We start from the raw sequence: 18,025 nt of genomic DNA on the forward strand, positions 1-18,025 counted from the left end.
CCCGGCGGCACCACCTTCATGGAGGACTACACCTACCACCTCGGCCCCGGCACCCCACGCGTCCTGGGCGCCCACATGCTGGAGGTCTGCCCCTCGGTGGCCGCCGCCCGCCCCAGCTGCGAAATCCACCCGCTCTCCATCGGCAACCGCGAGGACCCGGTCCGCCTGGTCTTCGACGCCGCCCCCGGCCCCGCCCTGGTGGTCGGCCTCTCCGACCTCGGCGACCGGTTCCGGCTGACCGCCAACGCCGTCGACGTGATCGCCCCCAGCCAGCCGCTGCCCCTCCTGCCCGTCGCCCGCGCCGTGTGGGAGCCACGCCCCTCACTCGCGGAGTCGGCCGAGAGCTGGCTGCTGGCCGGCGCCCCGCACCACACCGTGCTCAGCTCCGCCGTCGGCCTCGAGACACTCACCGACTACGCCGCCATGACCGGCGTCGAACTGCTCACCATCGACGAGAACACGACCACCGGCCAATTCGCCAAGGAAATCCGCTGGAACGCCGCCTACCACCGCCTCGCCCAGGCCCTGTGACGTACGACCAGCACGAAGGAGACCAGCGATGACCGTACCCGTCCGTGACGGCCTGCGTCAGGAGGTCCTGGCGGCGAACCTCGCCATCCCCCAGGTCGGCCTCGCGACCCTGACCTGGGGCAATGTCAGCGGCGTCGACCGCGAGGCAGGCGTCTTCGTCATCAAGCCCTCCGGGGTCCCCTACGAGGACCTCGCCCTGGACCACCTGGTGACCGTCCGCCTGTCCGACGGCGAGGTCGTCGACGGCGAACTGCGCCCCTCCACCGACACCGAGACCCACCGCTGCCTCTACCAGGCCTTCCCCTCCATCGGCGGCATCACCCACACCCACTCCACGCACGCCGTCGCCTTCGCCCAGGCCCGACGCGACATACCCGTCCTCGGCACCACCCACGCCGACACCTTCAACGGCCCCATCCCCTGCACCCCCGACCTCACCCCCGAACAGTGCGCCACCGACTACGAGTACAACACCGGCCGCATCATCGTGGACCTGCTCAAGGAGGACGACCAGCGGGCCATCGAGGTCCCCGCCGCCCTGGTCGCCAACCACGGCCCCTTCACCTGGGGCCCGAACGCCCGAAAATCCCTCGAACACGCCATCATCTGCGAGGCCGTGGCCGACATCGCCCTCCACACCCTCGCCCTCGCCCCCACCGCCCCACCGCCCCCACACCTCCTGAACCGCCACTACACCCGCAAACACGGCCCCGACGCCTACTACGGGAATCCGGACATGCCGGCAGCCACCGGCTGACGCTGAACGGGGGCACAGTTTCGCTCCGGTACGGAAACGGTCCTCACCCTGGACGTCCCACTGACCCGGTCCGACGGTCGGACGGTCAGACGTCGTCCAGGCGGCGAATATCCTCCTCGTCCCAACTCGAGGAGGATGGTGCCGGCCATGGTCCCGTAGTTCTTGTCGTACGAGGCGAAATTGGCGACGTAGAACGCGAACCCGGCGGACGCTGCCAGCCCGATCCCCAGGGCCAGCACACTGCCGGGGATGATCCACCGGAAGACCTTGACCTCGGCGATCGACCACGCTGTCGGTGAAGACCACGAGCAGTGCGCTGATCGCCGACAGCAGCATGAGCACCACCGTCACACCGACCCGCACCGGCAGGACCTTCCACACGGGGCGGCCCTCCGACATGTCGTGGACGATGTCGCGTGCGGAGCCAGGGGCAAGCTGTCCGAGATTTCGACAGCACCTTGTCGGTGGCCGACTTCCCGGTCTTCAAGCTGCCGTTGAGCACCGCGGCCCAGACACCCTTCGGAGGCCTCGTCTCGTCCGTCCTCTCGTCGGGCAAGCCCGCCCACGCCCCGTGGAGGTGTGGCCTGCGGGGCGGGCCGCCCCTCGCCGGAGTCGGGTCTGGTGCGACAGGCGCCGGATGGCGGTCAGTCGGCCTGGTGGGCGGTGAAGTCGTATGTACCGGGAGGTAGTTCGGAGATCGTGACACGTCCGTCGACGATGCCGACCGTGTCGTCCGGGCCACGGTGGCCGTCCCACACCGGGCGACCGCCGCCCCGCACGGTCAGGCGACGGCCCTCCCCCGGCAGGACGACCGTTGCCCGTGTCCCTCCGGGGACATCGAGGGTGAGGCGGAAGGTCCGTGTGGAGTTCTGCCAGGCGACGCGCAAGGCGCCGTGCGGGGTGGGGAGTTGGCCCTGCGCCCAGGCGACGTCGCCGGGATGCGGACGCACCTCCCAGGTGGCGTATCCGGGGGATGTCGGTCTCGCGCCCAGCAGTTGGTGGGTCAGCGCCGGCAGGACACCGGTGGACCAGCCGTGCGCCATGCTGGTGTAGGCGTCCTCGTACAGCGATCCGTCGGGGCCGATGCCTTCCCAGTGCGTGATGCCGGGGTCATGGTCGTCCATCCAGCCGTAGGTGCGCCGGATCTGGTCGAGTGCGGAGTCGATGGGCCCGGCGGTGAAGCGGGCCACGATCTCGGGATAGGAGGTGAAGGCGTACACCCGCTGGGAAGCGCCGTCGAAGAGTGTGTCGTTGTCCATGAACGCGTTGCCGTAGGGGCGTTGGGTCGTGGCGTCGAAGTGGGCGAGGGCCGATGCCGAGCGGTCGGCGTCGGCGACGCCGGTGGTGATGGCCAGGGCGTTGCCGTCCTGTGCGTGACGCACCGGGCCGGTGGCCGAGTCGAGGTAGGCGCCCGCCGCCGCGTCCCAGAGGTGCGTGTTGATCGCGTCGGTGACCGCGTCGGCGCGTTGCGTCCAGCGCTCCGCGTCGGACGCGTGGCCCATCAGCCGGGCGAGCCGCGCGGCGTCCCTGAGCGCCTGTACGTACAGGGCGTTGTAGTAGGTGACCCTTCCGCCGCGTCCCAGGAAGGCGTAATCGCCGTATCCCCCGGTGTCGTTGAGTCCCTTGTTGAGCAGTCCGGCCTCGTCCGTGACGCTCGGGTACCAGACGTCCAGCACCTTCAGCAGGTTCGGGTAGTAGCGGGCCGCGTACGCCCGGTCGCCGGTGTACAGCACATAGTCCCAGCTGCAGGTGACCCACCACAGCGGATAGTCGAACAGCGGAAGTGCGTAGGCGGCGATGGAGGCCGGTGGGATCCAGCCGTCGGCGCGCTGGTGGTCGGCGAGGTCGGCGAGCACATTGCGTGCGGCGGCCGCCGCGTCGTCATGGGTGAGGTACAAGGTCCTTGCCGATACGGCCAGATCGCCCACGTAGGGGTCGCGGTCGCGCTTGGCCCCGTCGTGCAGGACGAGCTTGCCCTCGAGTGAGGCGCTCCAGGCGTTCCGCGGATCGACGTCGTCCTGGCGGAAGGTGTCGGTGACGAGTTCATTGGTGTACGCCGCCCCGTACCAGAAGCGGTTGAGATCGTCGTCGGAGCAGAGGAACCATCCGCGGTAGGTGCTCGGTGTGCCCAGATAGGCGGTGAAGTCCAGGCTGACGGAGTCGATTTCGACCGTCCCCCAGGGCTGGGCCGCCGGGGCGTCGGAGTCGAGGGCGTCGAGTGTGATCCTCAGGTAGCGGAAGCCGTGCAGTCCGTCGGCGTAGACCTTGTCGTCCGTCTGGAAGCCCTTGCGGTCGGTCCAGTCGGCACCCTGGGCCGGGACGGCGAACTGGTCGGTTCCCCGGCCGGCGCCGCCGGACTGGTCGGAGCGCGTGAAGTCGGAACGCTCGGTGAGGAACTGGCGTGTCTCGGAGAACGCCAGGCGCACTCCGGGCGAGTTGTCCGAGGCGGAGGTGAAGCGGACGCGCGGATACCCTACGACGACCTTGCCGAAGTCGATCGTGACGCTGGGCGGTGTCGGCGGTTCGACGGGCTCGGGCCACACTTCGTTGATCCGGGTGAACGCCCCGCGAGGGGTGTCCTGGACGGCCGTCACGCTGATGCGCACCCTGCTGGTCGACACCGGGGTACGGAAGGGCACCGCCCGCTGGATGACATCGTTGTCGGAGATCGTGGCCACGGTCGTCCAGGCGCCCTCGGTCCAGGTGTCGACCGTGAAGGCGGTGGGCACTCCGTCGCTGTTGGAGATCACCGTGATCCCGGACATCTGCCGAGGCTCGGGCATGGTGATGGTCAGGGTGTCGGGGAAGGCGGCCGGCGTGTCGTCGTTCCAGAAGGTGTCGGCGTCGCCGTCGATGGCGTTGGCCGCGTCGTAGGTGCGCGGTCGTCCGTCGTTGCCGTTGTTGCCGGCGTGCGCGGTCGAGGCTTCCGCCGTGCTGCCTTCCGGCCAGCGCGGTGCGGGGCTCGGCTGGGGACGGTGCAACACCGTTCTGGCGCCGCCCGGCTTCAGCAGTGCCTCGGGGCTGCGCACGTCACCGGCCGAGTCGAGGACGCGCTCGGGCCGCACGGTGCGGGACCCGGGCCCTTGGACGTAGCGCTGCCAGCCCGCACCGACGCGTGGCGCGCCGGGCGCGGGAGCCGTCCGCGCGCCCGCCCTCGGGGCCGCGACGGCCGGGGTCGTACCCGCGGGCCCGACGGCCATGGCCACGGCGCCGGCCACGATGACCGTGCGGCGGCGGGGGTTGGGGTGTGCGGGGCCCTGCGATGTACTGCTCGATGTCATGGCACCTCGTCCCTCACAGACGACTTGAAACGATTCAATACGTGGGAGCAGGGCGACGCTATATCAAGACGGGTACGGCGTACAGATTCCTGGCAACTTCTCTGCCCTGACCCGGCGTTGCGCGGTCAGCGTGCGATGCGGTGCTTTCGGCCGCCGCGGCGGAAGCGCACGGCGGCGTAGGCGAGGTCGGCGAGCAGCACGACGGCGCCGATGACCAGGAGATAGAACAGGCCGTGTGCGGCGAATCCGATGATGCCCAGGACGAGGGCCACGAGGACGAGGAAGAGGAAGACACTCATCAGCACTCCCGGCGGCTCGGTTCGTACGTCGTGGGTTCGTTCAACGGCGGGCCAGACGGCGTTCGCCGCCGGCTCCCGGTACGTAGTCGAGTTCGTAGTGCGCGAAGATGGCCGGCTCGTCCGAGGCCGGCAGCTCGCCGTCGGTGTCGATCGCCGGGGCCTGCTTCACCACGTCCCTGGGGTGGGTGATCTTGAGGTAGCCGGGCCCCACGGTCGCACCGGTCAGAGGCACGAACACCAGCCGCCGGCGAGTGGGAAGACCCACCGTCACGGTCGCGAAGAAGGGCTGATCGGTCGCGGTGTCCACGTAGATCGCCTCCAGGACACCGATCTTGCGACCGCGCGGGTCGACCACGTCGTGACCCCGCCATTCGCGAATGTCGCCTGCCTCGAACATCATGGGCCTCCGTGGTGGGGGTACCCCTGATCGCGCTCCTGATGTCTCGGAAGCCGTACGTGGAGGCTCACTCGTCGGAGTCGATGCCCGTGATCACCGCCGGGCCGAGAGGTGCGTCGTTCCGGTCCAGGCCCACGGCGTCCAGTGCGGCCTCCGCATACCTACGGGCCTCCCGCTCGGCCTCGGGGCCACTGTCCGCGTCGATCGTGACACGAGCGGTGAAGGTGCCGTCGTCGTTGACGCTGAGGACATCGAGATCCGCCTCGTTACCCAGACGCGTGTGACGCGGATCCGCCGGGCGCAGCGCCCGGACCAGCTCGGCCTGCGTGTCCTGTCCGACGGCGCCGGTGAACGTTCCCGGCACTGAGATGACATACGTCGTCATTGCGGTCCTCCCTTGCTCCCTTCCCGCCTACCCCGCAAGAACGACAAGATCCCGGAGGAGACGGGCGCGCCGGCGTTGTGCGGGCCCGTGCGCGCGACCGCGTCAACAGCTGGGCAGCGGGGGGCAAAGGCAGGGGCAAGGAAGGCGGCTGCGGCCTGCCACACGTGGCTCAATGGCCAACTGGCAACGCAGCGTTCACCCCAAGGCCGCCAGGGAACGCCAGGGTGCCGTCGTTGACAGCTCAACAGCTCGTCAGGGAGGGCATCATGACCGCAGGGGCGGGGACAACGGGCGGGTCGCAGAGGTCTTCCGAGGGGGTCAGCCGTCGTCACGCGCTGGGTCTCCTCGGCACGGCGGGGGCCGGTGCGGCCGTCACTCCGCTGGTGGGAGCGGGCACGGCAGAGGCGGCCCCGCTTGCCGCCCCGGCCTTCCATCTCACCGCGGACTCGTCCGGGGCGCCCCCGGTCCAGGGACTGCACCTGACCTTCGGGGCCGATCCGCGCACCCAGATGACGGTGTCGTGGATCACCGACAGACCGGTGAACAGACCCGCGGTGCACTACGGCACCCTGGAGGGCGGCTTCGGCTCCAGCGCCAAGGCGCGGACCGTGACCTACGTGGACGGCACCTCCAGCCGTACCGTCTACGTCCACCACGCCGAGCTCGACCGGCTCGCTCCGGGCACGGAGTACGTCTACTTCGCCACACACGAGGGCACCACACCCGACAGCGGCTCGTTCCGTACCGCTCCGCGCGGGCGGTCGCCGTTCACCTTCACCAGCTTCGGCGACCAGTCCGCCCCGCAGGTGACCTGGGCCGCCGACGGCACCGTCGCGCTCGACGCCAACTCCACCCCGGCGACGAAGGACATCGTCACCGGCATCGAGCAGGTCGCCCCGCTCTTCCATCTCCTCAACGGCGACCTGTGCTACGCCAACCTCGACGTCGACCGGGTCCGTACCTGGAACAACTTCTTCGCCAACAACAGCCGTTCCACCCGGTTCCGTCCGTGGATGCCGGCGGCCGGCAACCACGAGATCGAGAAGGCCAACGGCCCGCTCGGGCTCGGCGCCTACCAGACCTACTTCGACCTGCCCTCCACCGAGACGGACGCCGAACTCGCCGGGCTGTGGTACGCGTTTACCGTCGGATCGGTCCGGGTGATCGTGCTGCAGAACGACGACAACTGCCTCCAGGACGGCGGCGACGTCTATATCAGCGGCTACTCCGGGGGACGCCAACTCGCCTTCCTCGAAAAGGAGTTGAAAGCCGCGCGTACCTCCGGTGACGTCGACTGGGTGGTCGTCGCCATGCACCAGGTCATGATCAGCTCCTCGGACGCCAACGGCGCCGACCTGGGCCTGCGCCAGAAGTACGGGCCCCTGTTCGACCGCTACGGCGTGGACCTGGTGCTGTGCGGCCATGAGCACAACTACGAGCGGTCGCTCGCCGTGCGGGGCGTCGTCAACGGCAGCGAGACACTGACCCCCCACCCGGTCTCCCAGGCCACCGACTCCATCGACACCGGCCTCGGCACCGTGCACATGATCCTCGGCGGCGGAGGCGTCTCCGGCACCACCAACCAGAAGTTCTTCACCGACGGCACCGCCAAGGTCATCACCGCCGTCTCGGCCTCCCCCGGTGCCAACGGCAAGCGCACCTCCACGTACACCAAGGAGGAGGCGGTCTGGACGGGCGTACGGGACGTCGAACACCCCTATGGCTTCGCCGCCTTCACCGTCGACCCCGGCCGGCACCCCGGTGACACCACCCGCATGCACGTGACCTACTACAACGTCGACAAACCCCACGGCGAGCTGTCGGTCTTCGAGACCTTCACCCTCCACCGCCGCCGCTCCGACGGCCACGCCGGGTAACGGCCGCACAGGCGGCTGGTTCACTGCGCACGCGCGTCGATGTCGCCGTTGACCGTGGTCAGCGTCATCGTCGGGCCACGGCCGGCGTTCCGCTCGGGGACGGCGGTCGTGGCGCGGCCGTTGACCGTGTCCGCGGTGACCCGGTAGGCGGGGGCGGTGTGCGGGACGGTGACGTCCACCGAGCCGTTGGCGGTCACCGCCGTCACGCTCGACGGCGCCGTGGTGCAGGCGAGGATCACGTCCCCGTTGGTGGTCGCCGCGCGCAGTCGGCCCGCGTCCAGGTCCGTCGCGCGCACCGAGCCGTTGCGTGTGGACAGCAGTACCATCGCGTCGCCGTGCCCGGAACGGGTCACCGTCACATCGCCGTTGACCGTCGCCAGGTCCAACGCGGCGTCGACGCCCGCTGCGTCGACGCCCGCGTTGCGGGCGCTGACTGTGATGCTGAAGCCGTCCGGGACCTTCACGTAGGGCATGCGGGGGCAGGTCGTACCGCTCCGGGTCCGGTCGGGGCACGAGAGGTCGAGGGTCCATGTCCGGCCCTTGCGGGACCAGGCCGCGTCGACACGGTCGTCCACGGTGACCCGCCGGCCGTCGGTCGGGCGCAGCCGCAGCCCGGCGTCGGTGGTGACGACAAGGCGGGACGCGCCGGTCGCGGAGGCTTCCGGCGCGGTCAGGGCGCCGGAACCCGTGCGATCGTGACCGCGACACGCCACAGCGGCGCCGAGCGCGCTCAGCACAACGGCCGGAACCAGCACCCGCCTTGTCCGCGTCGCCTTCATGCCGGTACGACTGCCCCGATCCGGCGCCACATCACCCCTGCCGACGCCGGCCGGCGGCTCACCGTGATTGGCTGGCCCAGGTCACTCCCCACCGACACGCAGAAGGACACCGCAGCCATGAGCAACGCCTATGCCTACGAGTACAAGGTCGTCACCTTCAGGGAGTCGCTGATCGGCGACGCGCTGGACAGCGACAAGCTGGAGAAGGTCCTCAACAAGCACGCGGAGGACGGCTGGGGGCTGAAGGCCATCACCTCGGCCGACGTCAAGGGCCGTATCGGGCCCGGGTCGGTCGAGGGTCTGCTCCTCACCTTCGAACGCCCCCGCGCGTAGCCCTCCGGAAGGTGCCCCACACCTGTGGGGCACCCCCTCCCCCGGTCACGAGCGCCCGTCCGCGCCGGCTCCCCACACCAAGCATGGCGTGCGCCCGTGTCTGAGATGCCCGTGGCATCCGGTTCGCCGGCCGTGTCCGGCACAAGGAACATAAGGCCGAACGGGCGTACCGCCGCGATTTATTGCATGCTTCCGCCACTCGTTACGTATCGGTGGAAAACATCTACCATTCCCGTATGGCAGAGGGCGCGACAGCGCGCACACGGGGGCGGCCGCCGACATCTCCCTCCCGAGCGGGCAACTCCCTCACGCTCACCTCTCGATTACGGTGCGCATGGCTCCTGCGGGTGTGCCGCCTGCACGGCCGGCGGCGGTGGCGCAACCAGACGGCGTTCGCCCAGGCGCTCAGCGCGCTGCGATTACAGGGGGTCCACCCGGCCACCGTCTCCCGTTGGGAACGCGGGCTCAGCGCCGTGCCGTACGACGCCGTGCGCGGCTACGAACTGCTCCTGGAGCGTCCGAACGGCTCCTTGACGGCCGTCTTCGACACCGTGCTGCGGTACTACGCGCCGGTCTCCCGCACAGCTCTTCCGCTGTCCCGGCTCCATCCCGACGAGCGCACGGCCTGGCGGCGGACCGAGGAGATCCTGCGCCGCGCGGCGGGCGGGGAGGTCCTCGACGGGAGCGCGTGGGACGAGCTGACCGCGCTCACCTTCTCCGCCCCGCGCTTCTCCTACGGGACCAGCGAACTGTGGCAGACCGCGGCCCAGCGCCTCCTCGGCGAGGTGCTGATCACGGACGGCGTGGACTGGATGGAGCGCTTCGAGGCGTTCAACCGCATGCTCGCCCATCCCGTGCTGGGCGCCGAAGCCGTGGAGGTGCTGCGGGCCGTCGTCGCCGACCGCAGCGTCCAGAGCCTGATCGGCACGGTCTGTATGTACGACGGAAGCGAGCGTGCCGACGCGGGACTTCAGGTGATGCGCCATCTGCGTTCTCCCGCGGACGACCGCGTGTTCAAGGGCGCGCTGATGGCCTGCGTACGAAAGATTCACTACGGGCATTTCAACGGCGCGCAGCTCACCGCCCTGTCGCAGACCCTCGCCGGGGTACTGGCCGATTCCGGCGCGGATCTGAACGCCGAGACACGGGAACTCGTCGTGTCCGTGCTGCGCCAGATACCGGCGCCCCGGCAACACCGGCACGCCGTGCACGTGCTCACCGAAGAGCAGCAGGAGAAGGCCCTCCCCGCTCTTCGGCCGGCGGCTCGCGACAACGCCCGGATCGTCTCCCAGCGTCTCGCGCATGAGGCGTGCGCGCGCATGGACACCCCGCCGGACGGCTACCACGACCTCATCCTGCCCGCGCTGATCGAGGAAGCCCTCTTCCATCCGGTCTTCGACGTGCGCCTGTACGCCGCCACCCTGATCCACGCCAGCCCCTACCGTGCTCCTGTGGCGCGCACGCTGCTGAAAGAGCTGTCCGCGACCTGGCTTCTCGGTGACGAGCTGTGGGTGACCACCCTGCTGCAGGCACTCCGCAAGCTGGGAGGGCCCACCGAGCGGTGGGCGGTGGAGGCCCTGGTCGTCGATCCCCGCGCCTCGACGACCATCACGGATGTGGCCGCCCACGCCCTGGGGCACATAGGCGGCACGAGTCCTCCCGCCTTCTGGACGCGGGCTCTGGGGCGCCACCGCACCGCCTGGCACCAAGGAAGCCGTCCGGGTCATGCCTCCGTGCTGGACCGGCTGGTCTACGCGATCGGCAGAGCGGGCGAGTCGGGGATTCTGCACACCGTGCGGAAGGACACCGCCATGCCTCCTGCCGTACGGGTGTCCGCTCGCTGGTGGCTGCAGACTCCTCGGACATGACCGTCGATCGGCGGGGCGGCCGGGCCCTGTCGTGGCACTGTGGGGGTGCAGCGCATGTCAGGGAACGGGACCGGGGAGCCCGCTGGCCGGAGGGAAGCACATGGCCGTCCTCGTATGGATCGTCGAAGGCACCTGGACCTCGTGTGTGGACGCCGCCCGTACGCACGTCGGAGCGGACACGGACGTCGTCCTGCTGCATGTGAGCGGGCACGAGGTCCCGGACATCGCGCATGGTGCCTTCGCCGGTCTGCTCGGGCGCGGTCATCCGGAGCGCGATCCCGGTATCCAGGTGGAGCATCTGGCCGCCGAGTCCGCCGACCGGCTTCTGCGGGCCGCGGCCGACCGGCTGGGCCGACCGTGCAGCCGCATCGAGCGCGGTGGCCGCGTCGAGCGGGAGGTCGTGCGGGCGGCCGAGGGCGCGGAGTTGCTCATCCTGGCCCGGGACGGGGACCGCGGCCGGCTCGGGCCGAAGAGTCTGGGTCCGGCGAGCCGTTTCGTCGTCGACCACGCGCCCTGTCCCGTCCTTCTGGTCTGGCCCGAAGCCGCCCCCGACGTCGCCGAGCTTCCGCCTCCTCCCCCGCCTGGTCGGTAGACGTGTGATGAACGGTCGCTCCACCGACGGGTGCCGCTAAAGTGAGCGGTCCATGCCACAAGCATGTTCATGACCGTCCAGGCCAGACCCGGTGAAGGAGCTTCGGTGACCCTGCGCGAGGACGATCCGCGGTCTGTCGGCGGATACCGGATCGAAGCGCGCATCGGGACCGGCGGGATGGGAGTCGTCTACCTCGGCAGGTCGGTGTCGGGCCGGTCCGTCGCCGTCAAGGTGGTGCACGCGCGGTACGCGGACAACGCCGAGTTCCGGGCCAGGTTCCGGCAGGAGATCGCGGCCGCGCGGCGGGTCAGCGGCGCGTTCACGGCACCGGTCGTGGACGCCGATCCCGAGGCGGCGCGGCCCTGGATGGCGACCGCCTTCGTGCCGGGCCGTACGCTCACCGACCGTGTCTCCGAGTCGGGGCCGCTGGACTGGTCCACGCTGCGCCGGCTCGGCACCGAACTCGCCGAGGCGCTGCGGGAAATCCACCGTGCGGGGGTCGTGCACCGTGATCTCAAGCCCGGCAATGTGCTCCTGTTGGAGGACGGCGGCGAGGACGGCGCGGTGCGCGTCATCGACTTCGGCATATCGCGTGCGGCCAGCAGCGACGTCCGCACCCAGACCGGGGTAGTGATGGGTTCGCCGCCGTTCATGGCGCCGGAGCAGTTCAACCGCCCTCGCGAGGTCGGTCCCGCCGTGGACGTCTTCTCCATGGGCGCGGTGCTGGTGTACGCGGCCACGGGGCACAGTCCGTTCGAAGCGGAGAACGCCTATCTCGCCGCGTACAACACCGTCCACAGCGAGCCCGACCTGGGCGAACTGCCTGCGCCGCTGCGCCCGTTGGTGACGGTCTGTCTGGCCAAGGACCCGGCGGACAGACCGACGTCGAGTGAGGTGTTGGGGGCGCTGGCAGCCCTGCCGGAGGAGCTGCCGGAGGACGAGCCCGCCGACCAGCCGGCCCCGAGCCCGGCGATCGAACTGTCGGAGACTGCGCAAGTGCCGTCCCCGACGGCCGCCGTGGCGGCGGAGCCGAAACCGCGCGGGAAGCGGTGGCTGTGGGGGGCCGCGGCCCTCGTCGCCGTCGCGGGAACGGTCGCCGCGCTGGTGGTCGCTTCTCCGGCGGACCGGAGCGACGCACGGAACCCGGCGGGCGCGCGGGCGAGTTCCTCGGCGCCTGCGGGGTGGAAGCCGTGGCACAACGCGCTGAAGGTGGACGACGACAAGGCGATGGACATCAAGCCGACGTGTACGCCGGACGCGCTCGGTGTCTTCTGTTCCTCCCCGCAGGTGGCGTTGATGCGGCTCAGTCCCGCGACGGGCCGTACGGACTGGACGAAGCCGATGAGCAAGAAGCGGGTCAGCGGTTTCTCGCTGAACGCACCCGTGGTGCTCGACGGGGTGGTGTACGTCAACAGTGCCGACCGTTCCGAGGGAGTGGACGCCTTCGACGGCCGGACCGGGAAGCGGCTGTGGCATCTGAAGGGGCCGTTGGGCGGGTTCTCGGCACTGGGCGGCGTGCTCCTCGTGCGACTCGACGCGCTCGGGCCCGCCAAGAGCGCGCGCTATGCGGCGTACGAGCCGCGCACGGGTGAGGAGTTGTGGCGGCGGACGGTGGCCGCTTCCTCGGCCGAGCCGTTCCACGAGGGGTCCGCGGGGGTGCTCTACGCCGACCTGCGCGGCGGATCCGGCGGTATCGCCCGCGTCGACGCCCGTACGGGCCGGACACTGGGGACGGTGGACGCGCCCAAGGGTGACCTGTGGCTGGCCACGGTGCACGACGGCACGGCGTACTACGCACGCTGGGAGAACGACAGCGGGGTCTCCGCCGCCTTCTTCATCCAGGACCTCGGCAGTGGGAAGACCCGCCGTATCGACTTCCCGTGGAGCGTCGAGCCGGAGGCGCCGCCGCTCGTGCGCGGCGACACCATGTACATCTTCGACTACGGCAACGAGACGCTGCTCGCCCTCGACCTCAAGCGCGGCAAACCGCTGTGGACCAGCTCGAGGGACCTGCGCATCTTCAGCGAACCGGCCCTCCACAACGGCCGGTTGTACGTCAACCTGCCCAACACCAGCGTCCTCGCCCTCGACCCGCGCACCGGCAGGGAGATCGGCCGCACCGCCCCGTCCTTCGACACCGAGGGCGAGTCCTTCGAGCAGCTGTCCCCGAGCGGCGTGCCGCCGCTGCTGGTGGGCAAGGTGCTGTACGCGGTGAGCGGGCCGGGGGTGTTCTCGGTGGCCGACGTCGCCTGAGCACCGGGGGTTCCAGGGTGCCCCTTACGCCCCCCTCGCCCGTGCCATGAGGCTCGTCGGTCGGGTGCGCAGCACGGCCTGGACGGAGGAGAGCGCGAAGCGGACCGCGCCGGTGAGGACGGCGTCGTCGCCGAGGGCTGACAGCTGCCAGCGCGGCGGATCGATCAGGAGGCTCGCGGCGTGCCTGCGTGCGGCGTCCATCAGGAGGGCGGCGGCCGGGTCGGCGTCGGCGGTCCTGAACCGTCCGGTGCCCAGCACGACCAGGGCCGGGTCGAGGGCGAGCAGGACGGGGGCGAGCCCCGCGGCCAGGCGTCGGCCGTACGACTCGACGGCGGCCACCGCGTCGGCATCACCTGCTGCCGCACCGGCGATCACGGAGTTCGCCAGGGGTTCCAGACCGGGACCGGCGGCAGATCCGGAGCGGGACCCGCGCGCGAGGTCCGCAGCGTCGGGGAAGCGGATGAAGCCGATCTCGCCGGCTGCCCCATGATGGCCGCGCAGGAGCCTGCCCCCGGTGATGACACCGGCGCCGAGACGTTCGCCGAGGAGGACGAACAGCATCTCCTCGGCCGTCTCACCGTTGTCCTCGTCGGCCTCACCGGTGTCCGGCGGCTCAGCACCAGTGCCGACGGACGCCTGTCCGACACCGCGCCACTGCTCCCCGAGCGCCGCGAGGTTGGCGTCGTTCTCGACGGCCACGGGGCAGTGCAGTTCCTCGCGGAGGATCCCGACGACGTCGGTGTCGGCCCAGCTGTGCAGATTGTCGGCCTGGCGGACGCGGGCGTTGAAGCGGTCGACGAGCCCGGGGGTGCCGATCGTCGCCGCCCAGACACGGGTCGCGTCCACCTCGAGGCGGACCATGGCGGACCGGACAGCCGAGGTGACGGCATCGGCGCGGGCCGCGCCCGGGATGTCCGCGCGGACTGTCAGGCGATGCACGGCGACCTGTTCCCCGTCCAGGTCTGCGAGACAGGCGGTGACAGACTGGGGACGGACGTCGACGCCGACGACGAAGCCCGCGTGCGGGCGGAAGCGGAACCGGCGGGCCGGGCGGCCCGGAGAGCGCTGGCCCCGGGCGGAGAGCGCGGGCGCGACCTCGATCAGGCCGCAGTCCGCCAGTTCCTCGGCGATCGCCTCCACCGTCGGGCGTGACAGGCTCGTCGCCTTGACCAGCTCGGACAGCCGCGGGTGCGGATCCGCCGATCGTACGACGGCGAGTACGGCCGCCGCGTTCGTCGCGCGTAGATCCGCCACGCCCACCACGGCCGGGGCCCCGGTCGCCACCGGTCTGTCGGCCCCACTCAGCGGCCAGAGGACCGTCTCCGGCTCCGGAACTGCCACCGCCACCTCCGCAAGAAGTCTTGACGCCCCACGACGCCGTGTTGATTATAAAACGCAACTGCTTTATTAAAAGCCCTCGTGTCACGCTGCCTCTCCGTGTCCCCCACGGCATCGCTCCGGGCCGGCCCCCCACCCGACGCCCTGCACCCCTCCTTCTCCTCTCCGTCGCCCCAGGAGATAGCGCCATGACCCACAGCCGCCCTCCCCACCCCGTCCACCTGCCCAGACGAATCTTCCTCGCCGCCGCCGGATCCTCGGTGCTGGCCGCGTGCGGCAGTTCCCTCACCCCCGGCGCCACCGGGTCCTCCGCCGACAGCGCGTCCGGTCCCGTCGCCACCGCCGTTCCGACCGACAAGAAGATCACCCTCGTGGTCGCGGACGCGGACGACACCACGATGACCCCGGATCTGCTCGCCGCCTTCCACGCCAAGCACCCGAACGTCACCTTCAAGCGCCAGTACACGGGCTGGGACGACTACCTCAAGAGCATCGACACCACCATGTCGGCCGACACCGCCCCGGACATCGCCCAGTTCGTCTCGGGTATGAACAACCTGGTCAAGGGCCGGTTGCTGCTCGACCTCGGCGCGTACGGCAAGGCCTACGGGTGGGCGGGGAAGTTCCCCGGCCTCGACCAGATCACCTTCAGCTCCGACGGCCGGACCACCGGCACCGGTGCACTGTACGGTGTGCCCGGCGGGCTGTCGTTCGAGGGCGTCTACTACAACAGGGCCAAGGCGAAGAAGCTCGGGATCACCGTCCCACCCGCCACCATCGGCGAGTTGGAGGCGATGTTCGCCAAGGCCAGGGCGGCAGGCGAGACCGCGCTGGTCGCGGGCAACCTCGACGGCGGCCTCAACCACCCGTTCAACGTCCTGCTGTCGGTCCATATGAAGCCCGCCGACCGCGAGGCATGGGCCTTCGGCCACAAGGGCGCCAGGATCACCGGAGCCGAGGCGGTCGCCGCGGCGGCCACCCTCAAACGCTGGGTGGACAAGGGCTATGTGACACCGAAGGTCAACGGCGTCAGCGACAACGACGCCACCGCCTCCTTCGCCAAGGGCACCGGCGTCTTCCGCATCAGCGGCAACTGGGCCGCGTCCGCGGTCGCCAAGGGGCTCGGCGACGACGCGGGCCTGTTCAACGCCCCGCCCGCAGACAAGGGCGGCACCCCGCGCACCACGGGCGCCGGTGTCTACTACTGCGTCTCCAGCAGGTCGAAGAACGCGGCCGCGGCCGCCGCCTTCCTCGACTTCTGCGCGAGCGCCGAGGCCGCGCCCCTCGTCGCCAAGTCCGGCTTCATGGCCCCCGACGCCTCTTCCATGCCGCGGCAGAGCAGGCTGCTCGGCGATGTGAGCGGCGGCTGGCAGGCCGTCGTCAAGGACTCCGGTCTGGAGCCGTTCATCCAGAACGCCTCCACTCCGACGATGCCCGACACCCTCACCACCCAACTGCAGCTGCTGGCCGGCGGAAAGGTCAGCGTGGAGAAGTTCCTCGCCAACCTGCAGACCGACTTCGACCGTTACCACGCGTGATGACCGTCGCCTCACACCGTCCCCCGCCCGTGACGGCCGACCACGCCCCGGCCCCGCCCGGACGTCCGGGCGGGGCCGGTCGCCGGCACCGGCGCAGGCGGCGCGCCGTGGCGCTGCTCTACGTGCTGCCCGCCCTGCTGCCGTACACGCTGTTCGCCGTGCTACCCGCCTTGCACGCCGCCTACCTGTCGCTGTACGCCTGGGACGGGGTGACCCTGCCGTCCTTCACCGGGCTCGCCAACTACCGCCAGGTCTTCGCCGATCCGCAGCTGCGGGCGGCGGCCTGGCACGCGGGCGCGCTGATCGTCTTCTTCTCCGTGCTGCCCATCGGCCTGGGCCTGGTGGCGGCGGCCGTCGTCGCCCGCCGATCCGGCCGACGCGGCATCACGGTCGTACGGACGCTGCTCTTCCTGCCGCAGGTCGTCCCGCTGGTCGCGGTGGCCATCATCTGGCGCTGGGTGTACGCCGAGGACGGCACCCTCAACCAGGCACTGCGCGCCGTCGGTCTCGGCCGCTTCGCCGACTCCTGGCTGGGCAGCTTCACGTGGTCGCTGCCGGCCGTCGGGCTGATCGGCACCTGGGTGGTGGCCGGGCTGTGCATGGTGCTGTTCCTGTCCGGCACCCAGCGCATCGACCAGGAGATCTACGAGGCCGCACGGATGGACGGCGCGGGCCCGCTGCGGGAGTTCTGGTCGGTCACCGTGCCCCTGCTGCGGCCGGAGATCGCCGTGGCGCTGTCCATCACCGTGATCGCGGCCCTGTCGAGCTTCGACCTGATCTACATCACCACCGGCGGCGGGCCGGGCAACAGCACCGTGGTGCCCGGCATCCTCATCTACCGGCTCGCCTTCGGGGGCGGTCAGGTGGGGCTGGCCAGCGCGCTCGCGGTGGTGCTCACGGCGGTCATCTCCGTCGCCGTCCTCGTCGTCAACCGCCTCGCCAGGGAGACCCCGTGACGACTCCCGTGCCCCGGCGTGCCGGGCGAGGGCTCGCCGCGCCCGCCGTGCTGGCGGTGTTCTGCGCCGCCGTCCTCGTCCCGTTCCTGTCGCTGCTGCTGGCCTCGGTGCAGCCTTCCGGAACGCCGCTGACCGGGCTTGCCCTGCCGACTCACGGCATCCACCTGGAGAACTTCGTGCACGCCTGGTCGCGGGCCGGGTTCGGGCCGTTGCTGCTCTCCAGCGCGGTCATCGCACTCGCCGTGGTCCCGGCCGCGGTGCTGTGCGCCACGCTCGCGGGGTACGCGCTGGCCACCATGGACGTCCCCGGCGGCGGGAAGCTGTACGGCTATCTGCTGCTCGGCCTCGCCATCCCGACCGAGGTCACCGTCATCCCGCTCTACTACGACCTGCGGGCGCTCGGGCTGACCAACACCGTGCCGGGGCTGGCGCTCGCGGAGATCGCCGCCTTCATGCCGTTCGGCGTGTTCTGGATGCGGGCGCACTTCGCGACCATGCCGCGCAGCCTCGTCGAGGCCGCACGGCTGGACGGGGCCTCGCCGTGGACGACTCTGTGGAGGGTGCTGATGCCGAGCTCCCGCCCGGCCGTCACCACCCTCGGTGTCCTGTACTTCGTGTGGAGCTGGAACCAGTTCCTGCTGCCGCTGATCCTCGTCCAGGACCCCGGCAGGCGCACCGCGCCGGCCGGACTCGGCTTCTTCACCGGCCAGTACGACGTCGACGTGCCGCTGCTCGCCGCGGCCACGCTGATCGTGATCGCGCCGGTCGTGGTCGTCTACCTCTTCTTCCAGCGGCACTTCATCAACGGCGTGCTCAGCGGCGCGCTCAAGGGCTAGGAGGC

Annotated in this window: 15 protein-coding genes and 2 pseudogenes; 10 read left to right on the top strand and 7 right to left on the bottom strand. The window is 70.7% G+C overall.

Translation table 11 applies throughout. The features are described 5' to 3' along the window. Positions 1 to 531: pseudogene (locus tag ACWC09_RS28415) on the top strand (L-arabinose isomerase); the annotation flags it as partial. 28 nt (positions 532 to 559) lie between these two features. Further along, positions 560 to 1,288 (top strand): L-ribulose-5-phosphate 4-epimerase AraD, encoded by a 729-nt coding sequence (gene araD, locus ACWC09_RS28420; protein ID WP_450853665.1) that lies wholly within the window; start codon positions 560 to 562, stop codon positions 1,286 to 1,288. 131 nt (positions 1,289 to 1,419) lie between these two features. On the opposite strand, the pseudogene ACWC09_RS28425 reads toward araD, so the two are convergent. The 5 genes and pseudogenes from ACWC09_RS28425 to ACWC09_RS28445 form a co-directional block, all read right to left on the bottom strand. Continuing rightward, positions 1,420 to 1,790 (bottom strand): annotated as a pseudogene (locus ACWC09_RS28425) (ribonuclease BN); the annotation flags it as partial. Positions 1,791 to 1,932: 142 nt separating this feature from the next. After that, complete coding sequence (locus ACWC09_RS28430; protein ID WP_450853667.1) at positions 1,933 to 4,569, bottom strand: alpha-L-rhamnosidase-related protein; 2,637 nt, start codon at positions 4,567 to 4,569, stop codon at positions 1,933 to 1,935. A 125-nt stretch (positions 4,570 to 4,694) separates the two neighbouring features. Beyond that, on the bottom strand, positions 4,695 to 4,868 hold the full coding sequence (locus ACWC09_RS28435) for a hypothetical protein (protein ID WP_450853668.1): 174 nt from the start codon (positions 4,866 to 4,868) through the stop codon (positions 4,695 to 4,697). Between the two features lie 40 nt (positions 4,869 to 4,908). Further along, complete coding sequence (locus ACWC09_RS28440; RefSeq protein ID WP_450853794.1) at positions 4,909 to 5,265, bottom strand: PRC-barrel domain-containing protein; 357 nt, start codon at positions 5,263 to 5,265, stop codon at positions 4,909 to 4,911. A 67-nt stretch (positions 5,266 to 5,332) separates the two neighbouring features. Then, positions 5,333 to 5,650 carry a hypothetical protein gene (locus ACWC09_RS28445; RefSeq protein WP_450853669.1) on the bottom strand — a complete coding sequence of 106 codons (318 nt, stop codon included), beginning with the start codon at positions 5,648 to 5,650 and terminating at the stop codon, positions 5,333 to 5,335. 266 nt (positions 5,651 to 5,916) lie between these two features. Between ACWC09_RS28445 and ACWC09_RS28450 the strand changes: the two genes are divergently transcribed. After that, a complete protein-coding gene (locus ACWC09_RS28450) occupies positions 5,917 to 7,527 on the top strand; it encodes a purple acid phosphatase family protein (RefSeq protein ID WP_450853671.1) in 1,611 nt (536 codons plus the stop codon). A gap of 20 nt (positions 7,528 to 7,547) precedes the next feature. Here the strand turns inward: ACWC09_RS28450 and ACWC09_RS28455 are convergent, their stop codons facing one another. Continuing rightward, a complete protein-coding gene (locus tag ACWC09_RS28455; RefSeq protein WP_450853673.1) occupies positions 7,548 to 8,306 on the bottom strand; it encodes a DUF4097 family beta strand repeat-containing protein in 759 nt (252 codons plus the stop codon). A 117-nt stretch (positions 8,307 to 8,423) separates the two neighbouring features. Between ACWC09_RS28455 and ACWC09_RS28460 the strand changes: the two genes are divergently transcribed. The 4 genes from ACWC09_RS28460 (at position 8,424) to ACWC09_RS28475 (ending at position 13,352) form a co-directional block, all read left to right on the top strand. Continuing rightward, positions 8,424 to 8,639 carry a DUF4177 domain-containing protein gene (locus ACWC09_RS28460; RefSeq protein ID WP_450853674.1) on the top strand — a complete coding sequence of 72 codons (216 nt, stop codon included), beginning with the start codon at positions 8,424 to 8,426 and terminating at the stop codon, positions 8,637 to 8,639. Between the two features lie 236 nt (positions 8,640 to 8,875). After that, on the top strand, positions 8,876 to 10,507 hold the full coding sequence (locus ACWC09_RS28465) for a hypothetical protein (protein ID WP_450853676.1): 1,632 nt from the start codon (positions 8,876 to 8,878) through the stop codon (positions 10,505 to 10,507). 100 nt (positions 10,508 to 10,607) lie between these two features. Then, a complete protein-coding gene (locus ACWC09_RS28470) occupies positions 10,608 to 11,099 on the top strand; it encodes a universal stress protein (protein ID WP_450853678.1) in 492 nt (163 codons plus the stop codon). A 105-nt stretch (positions 11,100 to 11,204) separates the two neighbouring features. Further along, positions 11,205 to 13,352: a serine/threonine-protein kinase gene (locus ACWC09_RS28475; protein ID WP_450853679.1), complete on the top strand. Its 2,148-nt coding sequence runs from the start codon at positions 11,205 to 11,207 to the stop codon at positions 13,350 to 13,352. Between the two features lie 24 nt (positions 13,353 to 13,376). Here the strand turns inward: ACWC09_RS28475 and ACWC09_RS28480 are convergent, their stop codons facing one another. Then, positions 13,377 to 14,693: an ROK family protein gene (locus ACWC09_RS28480; protein WP_450853681.1), complete on the bottom strand. Its 1,317-nt coding sequence runs from the start codon at positions 14,691 to 14,693 to the stop codon at positions 13,377 to 13,379. A gap of 185 nt (positions 14,694 to 14,878) precedes the next feature. Between ACWC09_RS28480 and ACWC09_RS28485 the strand changes: the two genes are divergently transcribed. From ACWC09_RS28485 to ACWC09_RS28495, 3 genes are read left to right on the top strand one after another with little or no spacing between them, the layout of a single operon-like run. Further along, positions 14,879 to 16,228, top strand: a complete 1,350-nt coding sequence (locus ACWC09_RS28485) for an ABC transporter substrate-binding protein (RefSeq protein ID WP_450853683.1) — start codon at positions 14,879 to 14,881, stop codon at positions 16,226 to 16,228. 29 nt (positions 16,229 to 16,257) lie between these two features. Then, positions 16,258 to 17,184, top strand: coding sequence for a carbohydrate ABC transporter permease (locus ACWC09_RS28490; RefSeq protein WP_450853685.1), 927 nt, complete (start codon positions 16,258 to 16,260; stop codon positions 17,182 to 17,184). After that, positions 17,181 to 18,020 (top strand): carbohydrate ABC transporter permease, encoded by an 840-nt coding sequence (locus tag ACWC09_RS28495; RefSeq protein WP_450853687.1) that lies wholly within the window; start codon positions 17,181 to 17,183, stop codon positions 18,018 to 18,020. The genes ACWC09_RS28490 and ACWC09_RS28495 overlap by 4 nt, the downstream gene beginning before the upstream one ends. Positions 18,021 to 18,025: the final 5 nt, after the last annotated feature.

This window comes from Streptomyces sp. NPDC001617, assembly GCF_053596855.1.

Excerpts from the sequence above, each read along its gene's own strand:
- ACWC09_RS28465 (WP_450853676.1), top strand. The coding sequence starts at position 8,876 with ATGGCAGAGGGCGCGACAGCGCGCACACGGGGGCGGCCGCCGACATCT.
- ACWC09_RS28445 (WP_450853669.1), bottom strand. The coding sequence starts at position 5,650 with ATGACGACGTATGTCATCTCAGTGCCGGGAACGTTCACCGGCGCCGTC.
- ACWC09_RS28440 (WP_450853794.1), bottom strand. The coding sequence starts at position 5,265 with ATGTTCGAGGCAGGCGACATTCGCGAATGGCGGGGTCACGACGTGGTC.
- ACWC09_RS28430 (WP_450853667.1), bottom strand. The coding sequence starts at position 4,569 with ATGACATCGAGCAGTACATCGCAGGGCCCCGCACACCCCAACCCCCGC.
- ACWC09_RS28460 (WP_450853674.1), top strand. The coding sequence starts at position 8,424 with ATGAGCAACGCCTATGCCTACGAGTACAAGGTCGTCACCTTCAGGGAG.
- ACWC09_RS28485 (WP_450853683.1), top strand. The coding sequence starts at position 14,879 with ATGACCCACAGCCGCCCTCCCCACCCCGTCCACCTGCCCAGACGAATC.
- ACWC09_RS28470 (WP_450853678.1), top strand. The coding sequence starts at position 10,608 with ATGGCCGTCCTCGTATGGATCGTCGAAGGCACCTGGACCTCGTGTGTG.
- araD (WP_450853665.1), top strand. The coding sequence starts at position 560 with ATGACCGTACCCGTCCGTGACGGCCTGCGTCAGGAGGTCCTGGCGGCG.
- ACWC09_RS28450 (WP_450853671.1), top strand. The coding sequence starts at position 5,917 with ATGACCGCAGGGGCGGGGACAACGGGCGGGTCGCAGAGGTCTTCCGAG.
- ACWC09_RS28455 (WP_450853673.1), bottom strand. The coding sequence starts at position 8,306 with ATGAAGGCGACGCGGACAAGGCGGGTGCTGGTTCCGGCCGTTGTGCTG.
- ACWC09_RS28435 (WP_450853668.1), bottom strand. The coding sequence starts at position 4,868 with ATGAGTGTCTTCCTCTTCCTCGTCCTCGTGGCCCTCGTCCTGGGCATC.